Raw genomic sequence first — 13,036 nt, forward strand, 5'->3', positions numbered from 1 at the left:
CAACAAAAGCCCCTATTCGTAAAAATGTATATTTGCACATGCCCTGACCAAAACACTTTTGCACACATACCATATAATGAGTCATCACGATTTTTCCAAGGAGTTGAGGAGATGTCCGTCCAGCCTGGAATCCGGTTGAATAATGCGCCCAAGATTGATGTTCTTATACCAGCGATCGAGAAAGATTTGGCTACCCTTCCCCTCGTCATCGATAACATTCGCCGTTATGTAAAACATCCCATTGGAAGTATATATATTGTTTCTCCGCTCAACACCAAAATCAGAAAACTCTGTTCCCGTAAAAACTGCATTTTTGTTAATGAGCGATCCGTCCTGCCTATAACCAAAAACGAGATACACTACCAGTCCTCCCGTTGGAATCGGTCAGGCTGGTTATATCAGCAGCTGCTCAAAATGGACGGAGATTCCATTGTGAAGGCAAAGTACTTTCTAGTCATGGATGCGGACACCGTACTGATTAAACCTCATTCATTTATTGTAGAAGGCAAAACGGTATTTTACTGCCGTGACTGGAGCCAGCCGGAATATTTCAATACCTACCGTAAGTTGTTAGGCATGAAAGCTCCGCGGCCCCGCTCTTTTGTCACCCATTATATGCTGTTCGACAAATCGAAACTCGCTGCCTTAAAACAGAAAATTGAAGCGGTTCATAAGCTGCCATGGTACACAGCGATCATCTCCAATATCAATAAGAAAAAGCAGTTTGGTTTCTCCGAGTATGAAACGTATGCCAATTATATGTATACGAAGAACCCAGGCAGCATGGTCCTTAGAAGTTCCATGAATAAAAGTCTGCATGTGAACGCTTCTTCGTTAAAAGAGCAACAAATCCGTAATCTTGCTCTTCAATACCGTTCTCTTTCCTTTCATAAACGAAAAATCTACAGTAAAGCTCCCTGAGCTTAAGGAGGAAGCCCATGCATATCGTACTGCTGTGCGGCGGCTCTGGCAAAAGGCTCTGGCCGTTATCCAATGAGCTTCGCTCCAAGCTGTTCATAGATATACTTCCATCACCCGCTGGAGGTAGGGAATCCATGATCAGCAGAGTATGTCGCCAGCTTGACAGTTCATGCCTAACGGATTCAACGCTCATTATTTCACATCAAGATCAGGCTAATATTACGGCACGACATACTCAAGGCAAAATACCAGTCATCGGGGAACCTTATAAACGAGGCACTTTTACTGCTGCGGCCTTAGCGACGTTATATCTGCAATCCTTCCGAATGGCCAAAGATGACGATGTGATCTGTATCGCGCCAGCTGATGTGTTCGCAGGTGAAGATTTTTTCAGCAAATTCCAATTACTGCCGGATATATTGAAACACTCTCAAGCCGATATCGCTTTAATTGGGACAAGGCCTACACATGCTTCAGAACAGTATGGATACATCCTGCCGGGTGTGGAAGAACGTCATGCTTATGCGCCCATAACACAATTTATAGAAAAACCCAAAGCCACCATTGCTAAAACTCTGCTACAACGTGGGGCACTATGGAACTGCGGTGTGTACGCGTTCACCGTCGCGTTTATGATATCCCATATTAAAAAAATGGGGCTTCCGGTTCATTATGATCAATTGTCATCCCTGTATGAAACGTTGCCTGAACGCAGTTTTGACAAGCATGTTGCAGAAAAGGCTCAGCGGGCCGCAGTTCTGCCATATAAGGGCGTATGGCAGGATATTGGAAGCTGGGATACGCTGTGCGCACAGTTAGATACCCATGTAATCGGACACGGTGGAATCTCGGGTTCTTCCTCCGATTCCTATATTATTAACGAGCTTCCCTACCCCATCCAAGTCATAGGTGTGCCAGGTATTATCGCTGCCGCAAGTTCGGACGGCATTCTCATTGCCAACAAAAATAATTCAAATGAAATTAAAGCGCAATTGGGTAGCTTGCCACTAAAACCGATGTATGGTGAAGCAACCTGGGGCAGTTATCGTGTCATTGAAAGTTCGGTAGAAGATGAGAATACAACTGTAACCACATTAAACATAACGGTTCTACCCGGCAAACATATCGGGTTGAACTGGCATCGGGCAGGATGTAGAGCGTGGACGGTACTTGCAGGCAGCGGTCAATTGCTTATCAACGGACATGTCACCCAGTTGACTATGGGCAATCAGTTCGTGATCACCTCGGAGAGCGTCTATTCTATTCTCGCTGAAACCAGGTTGGTCATCCTTGAGGTCCGGATCGGAGTAACAGAGGATAAAGACAACATCCTTTTTGAAGAAGAAGATTGGAATATAATTGTAGAACGTGCAGGATCGTATAACTATTGATTGGGAAATGAACCGCCGTTCAAATCTGCACACCTAATAGCCCCGTCCATTCGTGGAGAGGCTATTGCTTTGCGTATCGAACGAAACATGGGGTAAAACCAAATATCAGTGTGCTATAGAAGCCTTCAATCAGATACACTTTTAAAATATGGTGGGAACCATCCCCCCATCCATACGGATCGGAGAGCCTCTAAAGGCTGCCGCATATGGGCTGCATACAAATGCCGCGAGTCTGCCTATTTCACTTGGCTTGATGAATCGCTGTAATTCGGACTGTGGCAGATTACTCTTCATAAAATCTTTCTCTTTTTCCTCGAAATTCAACGTCTCATCCTGATATATGCCCTCAATAATCTCACGTACATTTTCAGACAATGTCGGCCCTGGCAGAATCGTATTAATCGTAACCTCGGTCCCTGCTGTCAGTTTGGAAAGACTTTTGGATAATGACAGCAGCATTGATTTGGTCATGCAATATTGTGGCATCTGGCCTGAGGGCATCAGCGCTTCTTCACTTGCGATGAAAATAATACGCCCGTCATTGTTCTCCACCATTTTAGGTAAATAAAATTGACACAAGCCATTGGCTGCCAGAACATTGGTACGGAAATATCTCTCCCACACTTCATCATTAACGTCTTTATAACTCATGATTTCATATATACCCATGCTATTGATTAATATATCAACTTCAGGAAATTTCTCGAATAAAGCTTGGCGTTGCGCCAGATCCACAAGATCAGCGGTAGCCTTTTGCGGAGAAGTCTCCGGAAAAGTGGACTTGATTTCACGAACGGTTTGTTCCACCTCTTCATCATTACGTCCATTAATCAGAACATGAACACCTTCTCGGGCGAGTTCTATAGCAATCGCTTTACCGATCCCTTTTGTTGATCCTGTAACTAAGGCTGTTTTCTCTTTTAGTCCCATATCCATCCTGCATTTCTCCTTCTTGATTACAACTATCCGGCAGCTGTTCTTGAACATTGCCAACAGCTTCATGCACCGGATAGATATAATATTACGCAGTCTGAAGGGCCTGGTAACTAGCACCTTGCGCCAGAATTATTGCCTGACACGCCAATTTGAAGGTGTATCCCCTTCCCAGGTCTTGAAAGCACGATAGAACGAATTCTGGTCTTCATATCCAACCAGAAATGCCACTTCTTTGATATCAAGTGAAGGATCTGCAAGGTACTCTCGGGCCTGCTCCCGTCTGGCCTCGGTTAATAATTGCTTGAAGTTCGTGTTTTCCTCCGTCAGTCGCCGCTGCAAGGTGCGATCGCTCATACAAAGCTCTTTGGCGACCGTCTGGATGTCAGGGCGCTTTCCTGTGAGGCTGCGTTTCATAATCCATTTGACCACTTCAGTAACGGAACGATTACTCTCTTGTTCGTCCAGCGACCGATCCAGAGCCGGAGTCAGAATCTCCAGTAACTCCTCGTTATACGATAGAAATGGAAGGCTCAGATCTTTCCGTTCCAGCGTCAACCGATTATAGTTGGAATTCGTATCGACTCGGCATCCGAAGTAAGCCTCAAGGGTCGCTACGTCACCCATCGGTTGGGAGAACTCAACCCGTTTTGCAGTCAAAGGCTGTCCTGTGCCCCTCCGTCCAAGTTCAATTAGAAATGCCAGCGTAATACCGATCAGTACTGGCGGACCTTGTTGCCCCTTATGTAACCATTCGAGTTCAATGATACATTCCTCCCCTGCTTCGGTAATCTGCAAACTCTCGGGAGGACACATTTGCTTGTAACGCACCATGCGATTCAAAGCATCACGATAATCACGAGCATGGTACATTGCCAGTACAGGCGGAGGATACTTCGATATTTCATATCCGGTTGCAAGTTGGATGATGCCCTCGGCGGTGTCCCCATTGAGATCAAAGTAGGCCTGCCAGATTGCAAAGTACTGAGATTGGGTCACTACAGGTTTATTTATTGTCTCAAGAGATAGTTGTGCTGTGCGAGCGATATCGTCAGCACCAATCCCTAATTGATGTAATCCAGCCCAAAAGCCTGGATGAACCTTAATTTGATCATTCGGTTGAGGTTGCATGTATACAGACTCCTTTAACTTGTTCCATTTTTATTCTGATTTCTAATTATAGAATGGACTCGTTCAACGCAGTTTTGATCAGCGCATTCACCCGTGAGTTAAACAGCAGACCGATATGGGATACGAGGGAAACCGAAACGTTGTTCGCCCCGTTCAACCGGGAAAGTGCCGGGGACACAATCGTGTCACTGGTGGAATAGATCGAAGTCACCTTTATTCCACTCGGAGCTGTAGTTGTGGTCAATCGATTAGCCCCGCCAAGGGTAATCAACTTATCTACTTTGGAAGCGCCTCCATGTTTAAGTATGTAATAGAGACTATTAGCTCCACCCATGCTATGAGCTATAATATTGACTTTTGTATGACCCGTTTCGCGCAGAACATCATCTACGAATCGACTAATTGCTGCGGAATTCAACAGCTGGTTTCCTTGTTTGCTAGGAAGGTCAATCGCGAATAATTCGTCTCTTGTCCACCCTTGGCTACGCAAATAACTCTCAATTGCTGTAAAATTGCTATCTGAACCGGTCAATCCATGTACCAATACAATGGGTGTACGTGCCGTAGCTGCATAAGCCTTTGAACTCGATCCTATTCCAGTTACCGATAAGGCAAGGATCATGAATACAACAAGTATTAATTTGGTCTTTTTCACTTCATTCACTCTCCTGTAAAATGTTTTATATTCCATATATTACAATCTAATATATGGAATATAAATGAATCTTTAGTCTCATTTTTACAGGAATGTCCAAAGTATATTACAACTAACATCATTACATTTTATTAAACTCTAGTTCTCTACTTCTTATCCTTCAACGATATCTGCACGTAGTTCCGTTGCAATCTCAATCATTTTGGGTACAATAGCTTCGTTCGAAATAGCTACATACAGATCCCCCATGTACAAACGAAAAGCTATTTGTGCACCCTCAAGGTCCCACATAAAAAAGTCCCCCTCGATGGTCATGGTGCTCTCAGCTCCTACAATGTTAAGAACCGGTGAATAGGTAAAATCGGGTTGGGATTCGAAGTGGAGTTTGCACTCTTCCAGCGTGATGGATTGTTCGGCATGACTATCTTGCATGGATCGAGTAATTCGAAAACGTTGATTCATTGATTTGCCTCCAAAACTTTATTAATATATACATGTTGCACAGCATTATATTTTCTCATTTCCGTCTTCCACTGTCAAAACCATACATGATCGATTCTTCGAATTCATATATACTGAATACAGTGCACAACGAATTTCTACAATCAGGAGGAGTCAAATCAATATGTTGAAAACAGAATTCATTGATGTACTATCCATTGTCTCACATAAACTATATGATTCGGCTGCTAACGTTATGGATACGGCAAGCAGGTTAATTCCTGCAAATACGTTTTGTATTGCCCAGTTGGATCATCTATCCACCAAGGTTCTGAACGTATATAATCGCGACAAACTAATCCTGGGTGAAGGGCTGGTCGTTGATAACGCCGAGTCATACTGTGCACTTGTGACAGAACATTCCCAAGGTCCGTTGGTAATCAATAATAATCTGACTCATCCATTAACCAGACATATGGACGCTACAAAATTCGTAGGCGGTTGTTCATTTGTCGGTGTGCCCATACATAATGAGAACGGAGAAATTTACGGCTCCCTTTGTTCATTTGATCAGGATTTCTATTCCTATCAACCAAAGGACGTGGATCTGCTTCTCTCCTTGTCTTCATTTTTCACGAGTCTTCTTGAGATGGAAACAACTCTGCAACAGTTAAAACAGGCGGAAGAGACTGCTGCAAAAGTGCTTGAAGAAAAGAACAATTTGCTGGCCGTTCTTAGCCACGAAATTCGGACCCCAATGAATGGTGTTCTTGCCATGGCCAATCTGTTGCAATCGACCAGGCTGAGTGAGGATCAATCGTTATATGTTAATGTCATTGAGTCAAGTGGCACCAGCCTTCTGTCGATGATGGATCAAATTCTGGACTACTCCAAAGCAGAAGCTGGTGTAATCTCTCTGGAGATCAAGCCCTATAGTGTCACTGAAACAGTTGAACATGTATTACAATTATTTTCTTCTGAAGCCCAGAAAAAAGGAATTAGGTTGTACGCAGAATATAATATTAATGATCATCTGATGCTTATGGGCGATCAGCACAAAGTTCGTCAGATTCTCATTAATCTTGTTGGGAATGCGCTTAAATTCACTGAAAAAGGGGAAGTATGCATCTCTACTGAGGTATCTGCTGATACAAAAGGTACTCTCCATGCATCCTACGAAATAAAGGATACGGGCATCGGCATCCCGCAAGATCGTCAGGATCTGTTGTTCAAATCCTATTCCCAGATTCATGGTAATTCAGGAAAGTATGGCGGAGCTGGGCTCGGCCTGTCTATCTGTAACCAACTCGCTGAATTAATGGGTGGCATTGTATGGCTCAAAGAGTCCAGTCATATGGGCAGTCGGTTTGTCTTTAATATCTCCAACGCTGCTCCCACCGTCCATACGAATATCTGATAGAAGGGCCACACCTCTGGTACGCAGAGACTTGGTCCTTCTTTTTCCCATCATCTTACTTCATAAATTGATCCACACTTCCAAATATAAGCTTTATAAACTGGGTAGGACCAGGCAAACGGGGCTGAAAAACAAGAATGACCCCAATTACTGCTGCCACTGCAGTAATTCCCGCGCTCACTATTCTGGCTCGCTTCTCTTTGCTACTCTTCCACTCTCCATACACTATCGCAGTCGCCAGCATCAAAATTCCAAGGATTGAGCCTAGTTTCATGCAATCACCTCTCTTCTCAGGCTTGTACAGGAGCCAATTCTGTTCAACTTTCGTCCTCATTAGGTATCCCCTGTGGTCCTGTTGATTTTCCGGTACGTACTACATGAGCATCTACTTTGACTTCCACGTCCATATCAGGATAGATGGTTTCCCAGTTCTTCTCCTGCGCCTTCCATTGATGCGGATAATATCTGCGGAATTCAACTGCGAATTTAAAAAAATCGGAGCGCAGCTCTTTCTGGGACATGTCTAGAGCATCATGAGCCAAAGATGTGAGCTTAGCCGACCATTCCTTTTCCAGTTTAGTTAATACAGCGGGATCCGTCAGATTGGCATCCGTCGTATTTAACACCACTTCTCCCCTGGTTTGGATATCGACCTTCATACTCCACTGTTGCTTGACAATTCGCGGCTTCAAGGAGGTTTTATTTTCAATGAGCCTTATCGAGAAAGAACCCTTTAACGGCTCAAACTCAACAGGCATGATAATGTTGTTCAGTTCTTTTGCAAGTAGTAATACACCTACGCTTAGTGGTTCATTGACCGTCTTGACATAGCGATCCTTCTTATACAAGCTCAGACCTTTCACATATGGTGTCGTTGTCAGTTTATCCTGATCGGGCTCCGGGGGTAAGATTAACATTCGAGACAAAATGGCGGAACTGCTCGGACCTTCAATCGATTTAGCCAGTTCAAGCGCAGTAACACGTGTACCTAACTTCAGATTGGCCATCTCACGCAACGATTCAGCAGAACTTCGCTCCAGTGGATCAAGTAATGCAAGGATATCTTTTGCAGCCTTTTCACTGGAAAAAACATATGCATGCTCCCTGAACTGAGGGTACCGCAGGAAGAAATCGATATACTCGCGTATACCGCGTTTGCCGGCTTGCTCACTAATGATGATGACTTCGCAGTGGCCCCAGAACATATTCCGGGGAACTTTACGTTGTAACCGATTCAATGCCTCGGCAACTGTACTTCCTTCCGCCGTTCGAATCATCGTAACCCCGCTTGGACTGCCTCCACTCCCACTGCTATCTCCTGCACTCGCCTTTCGCGGAATGAAAATCTGTGAAGTCAGTTGTACTTTGCCATCTTCGTAATCTATACCAGTAGCCAGCACAATAGCCAGGTCGTTAATCTCGATGCGATCCCAGCATCCACTCAAAAGCACACAACACAATATTGGCATTAGCAGTACTCTATATGTTCGCAAGTGCTCCTCCCCCATCAATCAGGTGTTCGCTCGATTCTTCCGAAAATGTGCCCACCCTTTCTTCAGCCATGCGACACCATAGATCATTGCCGGAAGGATTAATAAAATGCTGATCGTATACAAGTTCGCTGAAGCGCTAACCAGACTGGCAATACCTGATCCGCCGGACACAACCCAATAAGCAAATACCATGCACAGGAACGAAACTGGACCAACCACAGGTTTGTAGTCCCGCAAACCGAACCATTCCGCTGTTGATGTAGCAAAGATATATAGAAAAACGGAAATTTTAACGAAAATACCGAAAATCCAGATGGCAATAATAAGGGATTCGATATGTTGCAGAAAGTCCGCAATGGTTATGTATCTTGCTGCGATCATGACCGGAAATACAAATGTATCCGTCAAATCACCAATTAAAAACAGGCAAAACAGATTGGTAACCGTCATTGCAGTTGTCGCAAATACAAGGGAACCCAGCATGACCCGGGTTGTTCGTTTTTTTTCATTCACATAAGGTAGCAGAAAAGCCAACACGATATATTCACTAAACCATGCAGCAGGTGCAGCGGCCCCCGTAATAATGGGAATTGGACCTTTCTCCATGAAAGGAAACAGCTCGGCAGGATTCAGTTCACCAATTAATAGGATAAAGATTAGACTAAGCAACACGATCACAAGGGTGACAAACACCTGAGAGGTTCGTCCAACAACTTCGATCCCAAGTCTGACATTAATCGCACATACAACAAGCATCGTACCCATCACCACAAACAAAGGTGTACGTGGAAGTGCATTATTGACAATGAATTCACCGTATTCCCGAATAATCAAGCCCGTCAGGTGAGGTAAGAAAGCGATATAGATCAGACCGAGTAACTTACCCGGAATCCGACCTGCAATCAACACACTGGATTGTATGAGGGTTTTTCCAGGGTACAGACGATCAAGTCCAACGGAAATACCAATGGCAGCCAAACCAACGATAGAACCTATAATTGGAGTCATCCACATGTCATGTCCTGCATAATGCATTGTAATTCCAGGAACAGACAGGATAGCCGTCGCGAAAATGGCGGGAAAGACCATAAAGGCCAATTGAGTCACGGATATTTTCCCTTTGTCAGTCAACATATGTGATCCCGCTCCCTTGTTTGCTTGAATGTAGATTGTCCTAATCCGGTTTGTTCCTTGGTGCTGGTCGCCACCATACATCCTTGAGTTCCTTGCTCATCGTGGGGGCTACAGGTGACAGATAAGGTGTTCCAAATGAACGAAGACTACTCAAATGAATGACAACCAAAATGACGCCCAACATGACACCTGTGAGTCCTAGCGTTCCTGCCAGAAACATCATGGGAAAACGTAGTAGACGGGTCGCGATGCTGGCAGCATAGCGAGGGATCATGAAAGAGGCGATACCGGTAATCGCCACAATGATAATCATGGGAGCTGATACAATTCCGGCACTCGTCGCCGCTTGCCCAATAATTAAGGCTCCCACGATACTGACCGCTGATCCCACCTGCTTTGGCAATCGGACGCCAGCCTCTCGCAGTGCTTCAAAGGCGATTTCCATAATGAGCGCTTCTACCAATGCAGGAAAAGGGATCTCTTCTCTCGCCCGTGCAATACTGAGAAGTAATACGGTCGGAATCATCTCCTGATGAAACGTAGTAATCGCTACATAAGCCGATGGAAGCAGCATGGATAAAACAAAAAAAATGTATCGCAGCCAGCGTACAAAAACACTCATGAACACATTTTGATAATAATCTTCTGGGGATTGTAACATGGAAAAAATGGTCACTGGCGCGATAAGGGTAAACGGCGTTCCGTCAACGAGAATAGCAAACCGACCTTCCAGCAAGTTGGAAGCGACAACATCCGGACGCTCCGTCGCAATCATCTGTGGAAATGGTGAATATCGCTGATCCACAATGCCTTCTTCAATGTATTGACTCTCCAGTACGTCTCTGAGCTTTAAATCGGCAAGTCGTATCTTCACTTCTTTAACGAGTTTGGGGTCAATAATCCCCTCCATGTATACAAGTGAAATACTGGTGTTTGTACGATCTCCCATGTTACGTGTATGAAGCTTCAATGCAGGTGTCTTGAGACGTTTGCGCAGAAGAGACATATTCATGGTCAACGATTCTGTGAATCCATCCCGTGCACCACGTACGGTTGATTCAGCTAACGGTTCCTCTGTTGAACGATTTGCAGCTTGGTATAGAGGGTATGCAGTTCCACCTACTGAACCTTCCAGCAGTAACAGAGCTTCTCCCTCTAATATAGACTGTACCGCCTGATTGATCGTTTCAACATGCTTAACAGAGGCAAGGGGAACTTGCGCTGCTTCGATCCCCATTTCCTGAAGGGGCGTTAGTAACTGTCGTTCCAGCCGCTCTGTATCGCATATACCAACACAATATACGCATAACGCTGGAGTAAGACACGCCGTTTGGAATGTATGAAAGACAACGTCCGAGCAACCCGCAAAAACAGAACGTAACATTTCTTGATCAACAGCAAGATGTCCTGTCAATGGCATGTTCTGTTGTGTTATCGCTGATGTGTCCATGACGCCTCCCCTTTCCGTGAACGCTCCGTCCAGATATTCTCAGATAAAGGTATCCTTTGCTTATAAGATGGAATATATACGCAAAATATAGAATAGCAAAAGAACCGCCCTCTTGGGCGGCCCTGATGATATAGAACGCTATTCATTCCCTATGAATCCGGAGAACTTGCTCATCGCAATTCTCTATTTACTATTTGTAAACTACCCTTTCACAGCACCCAAAGCAACACTCCCAATAATCTGTTTGGAAAATACAGAAAATACAATAATAATAGGCAGGATAGAGATCGCTACACCCAAATACAAGAGCCCATAATCCATCCCATAGTACCCCTGCACTAGCGCAACCAATACCGGAAGCGGATATTTATCCAGGGAGAAAAATAGCACAAGCGGTGTTAGGAAATTATTCCAAGATCCGATAAACGTGAATATGCCAAGGGCAGCGATCGCCGGCCCCAGAATAGGCAGTACAATCTGATTGAACGTCCGGAACTCACCGGCACTGTCCACCCGCGCAGATTCAATAATCTCATCCGGGATACTGCTCTCCATGAACTGTTTGATAAAGAATACATTAAACGCGTTAGCCGCCGCAGGCAAAATAATCGCGGCATAACTGTCCAGAAGCCCCATCATGCTGAATAGTCGATATACACCAATCAAAGCCAGTTGACCCGGTACCATCATGGTTGCTAACAGAAACAGGAACAACCCGTTTCGTCCTTTGAATTTAAATTTAGCAAATCCATACGCAGTTAAGGCCCCAATATACAGAGATAATACGGTCGATGTTCCGGCAATAAATATGCTGTTGGCAAACCCGCGCCATATGTTGATTTTGGATACCATGTTCATATAATTATCCACTAAAAACGATCCAGGGAGAAATGTAAATGTCGAAGCAATCGTTGCATTGTTATGTGTTGAATAGATGAGCATCAGATAAAATGGAATAATGCACAGCACCGCAAGACCAATCAATAACAGATAGATGATGATCTTGCCCGCCGTTAGTCGCCTTGTAGTGGCATATTGCTGAATCGCTGCATTTGGTTGTTCAACTGATTTTGCAGTTTGCATGAGAACTCCCCTCCCTATGAACGGCTCTTCCGCTTGGTCATGATGAAGGATGCAACGGACAACAATATGATAATGATGAACAGGCAAAATGCGATGGCAGCGCCGTAACCAAAACGCGTGCTCTGAAATGCTACATTATAGAGATACATAATACTGGTCATAGCTGCTCGATCAGGACCTCCTTCTCCATTGGTTAGTGTAAATGGCTGATCGAAAATCTGGATGCCCCCAATGATGGATGTAATCATCTGAAACAGAATAATCGGACGGAGCATCGGCACGATAATATGAATGAAAATATGTTTCTTTTTCGCGCCATCCATCTGGGCCGCCTCCAGCAGAGAAGGGTCAATGCCTTGAAGACCAGCTAAGTAGATGACCATGGAATAGCCAAAGTATTGGAAAAAGAGAATCGAGGACACAATCAGACGCATAAACCAGGGATCATTTTTCCAGTTAATTGGATCTTGTATGATGCCAGTTTGCACCAACAAATGATTAAGTCCTCCAGATTGCCAGTCAAAGATCAGGCTGACAAGCAACCCGAGTGATGCAGCCGTAACGATGTTGGGAAAAAAGTATACGGCCCTGAAAAAGTCCCGTCCTTTGAGCAGCTTATCATTCAAAATAAAGGCCAACACCAGGGAGATCGTCAGCTGCGGAACGACAGATACGCCCCAGATGAATAACGTATTAAACAAGGTTTTGTAGAACAACGGGTCTTGTAGTACGGCCACGTAGTTACCGATCCCTACAAAGTCAGGCGTCGTGATGCCATCAAAGTTGGTGAAACTGATATAGAGCGAATATAAAATGGGATAAAGCCCAAAAATGGTGAAAATAATAAAAAACGGAGCAATGAAGTAGTAGCCGTAATGGTCCTTGCGAATCGTTTTGGCAAACATGTTCTATCCCCCCAGTTATCATCGGATGTGTATAACCATCGGTTACTTCGAGGGCGTGTCTGAAAACTCCGAAGGAAGGTTT

General features: G+C 44.5%; 13 protein-coding genes. 3 read left to right on the forward strand and 10 right to left on the reverse strand.

What is annotated here, in order from left to right:
• Window positions 1–111: 111 nt before the first annotated feature.
• Together J7E78_RS03615 and J7E78_RS03620 are read left to right on the forward strand one after the other, a co-directional pair.
• Window positions 112–921, forward strand: a complete 810-nt coding sequence (locus J7E78_RS03615; RefSeq protein WP_215074977.1) for a DUF6492 family protein — start codon at window positions 112–114, stop codon at window positions 919–921.
• A 17-nt stretch (window positions 922–938) separates the two neighbouring features.
• Window positions 939–2,312 carry a sugar phosphate nucleotidyltransferase gene (locus J7E78_RS03620; protein WP_215074978.1) on the forward strand — a complete coding sequence of 458 codons (1,374 nt, stop codon included), beginning with the start codon at window positions 939–941 and terminating at the stop codon, window positions 2,310–2,312.
• A gap of 141 nt (window positions 2,313–2,453) precedes the next feature.
• Here J7E78_RS03620 and J7E78_RS03625 read toward each other — a convergent pair whose 3' ends face one another.
• From J7E78_RS03625 to J7E78_RS03640, 4 genes are all read right to left on the reverse strand, one after another.
• Window positions 2,454–3,248, reverse strand: a complete 795-nt coding sequence (locus J7E78_RS03625; RefSeq protein ID WP_215074979.1) for an SDR family NAD(P)-dependent oxidoreductase — start codon at window positions 3,246–3,248, stop codon at window positions 2,454–2,456.
• Between the two features lie 129 nt (window positions 3,249–3,377).
• Window positions 3,378–4,376, reverse strand: coding sequence for a helix-turn-helix domain-containing protein (locus tag J7E78_RS03630; RefSeq protein ID WP_215074980.1), 999 nt, complete (start codon window positions 4,374–4,376; stop codon window positions 3,378–3,380).
• 46 nt (window positions 4,377–4,422) lie between these two features.
• A complete protein-coding gene (locus J7E78_RS03635) occupies window positions 4,423–4,998 on the reverse strand; it encodes an alpha/beta fold hydrolase (RefSeq protein ID WP_285229346.1) in 576 nt (191 codons plus the stop codon).
• Between the two features lie 186 nt (window positions 4,999–5,184).
• Window positions 5,185–5,493, reverse strand: coding sequence for a hypothetical protein (locus J7E78_RS03640; protein WP_215074982.1), 309 nt, complete (start codon window positions 5,491–5,493; stop codon window positions 5,185–5,187).
• Between the two features lie 163 nt (window positions 5,494–5,656).
• Here J7E78_RS03640 and J7E78_RS03645 point away from each other — a divergent pair, with 163 nt between their 5' ends.
• Window positions 5,657–6,889 carry a GAF domain-containing sensor histidine kinase gene (locus tag J7E78_RS03645; protein ID WP_215074983.1) on the forward strand — a complete coding sequence of 411 codons (1,233 nt, stop codon included), beginning with the start codon at window positions 5,657–5,659 and terminating at the stop codon, window positions 6,887–6,889.
• Window positions 6,890–6,944: 55 nt separating this feature from the next.
• On the opposite strand, the gene J7E78_RS03650 is transcribed toward J7E78_RS03645, so the two are convergent.
• From J7E78_RS03650 to J7E78_RS03675, 6 genes are all read right to left on the reverse strand, one after another.
• Complete coding sequence (locus tag J7E78_RS03650) at window positions 6,945–7,223, reverse strand: hypothetical protein (RefSeq protein WP_215074984.1); 279 nt, start codon at window positions 7,221–7,223, stop codon at window positions 6,945–6,947.
• Complete coding sequence (locus J7E78_RS03655; RefSeq protein WP_215074985.1) at window positions 7,207–8,382, reverse strand: Ger(x)C family spore germination protein; 1,176 nt, start codon at window positions 8,380–8,382, stop codon at window positions 7,207–7,209. The genes J7E78_RS03650 and J7E78_RS03655 overlap by 17 nt, the downstream gene beginning before the upstream one ends.
• Window positions 8,383–8,400: 18 nt before the next feature.
• Window positions 8,401–9,516, reverse strand: coding sequence for a GerAB/ArcD/ProY family transporter (locus J7E78_RS03660; RefSeq protein WP_215074986.1), 1,116 nt, complete (start codon window positions 9,514–9,516; stop codon window positions 8,401–8,403).
• A gap of 40 nt (window positions 9,517–9,556) precedes the next feature.
• Complete coding sequence (locus tag J7E78_RS03665) at window positions 9,557–10,966, reverse strand: spore germination protein (RefSeq protein ID WP_215074987.1); 1,410 nt, start codon at window positions 10,964–10,966, stop codon at window positions 9,557–9,559.
• Window positions 10,967–11,167: 201 nt separating this feature from the next.
• Entirely contained in the window at window positions 11,168–12,049 is an 882-nt protein-coding gene (locus J7E78_RS03670; protein WP_215074988.1) for a carbohydrate ABC transporter permease, read from the reverse strand.
• Between the two features lie 14 nt (window positions 12,050–12,063).
• Window positions 12,064–12,954 (reverse strand): carbohydrate ABC transporter permease, encoded by an 891-nt coding sequence (locus tag J7E78_RS03675; RefSeq protein ID WP_215074989.1) that lies wholly within the window; start codon window positions 12,952–12,954, stop codon window positions 12,064–12,066.
• Between the last annotated feature and the right edge of the window lie 82 nt (window positions 12,955–13,036).

It is taken from the genome of Paenibacillus polymyxa, from assembly GCF_018614975.1.
Classification (GTDB): Bacteria; Bacillota; Bacilli; order Paenibacillales; family Paenibacillaceae; genus Paenibacillus; species Paenibacillus polymyxa_E.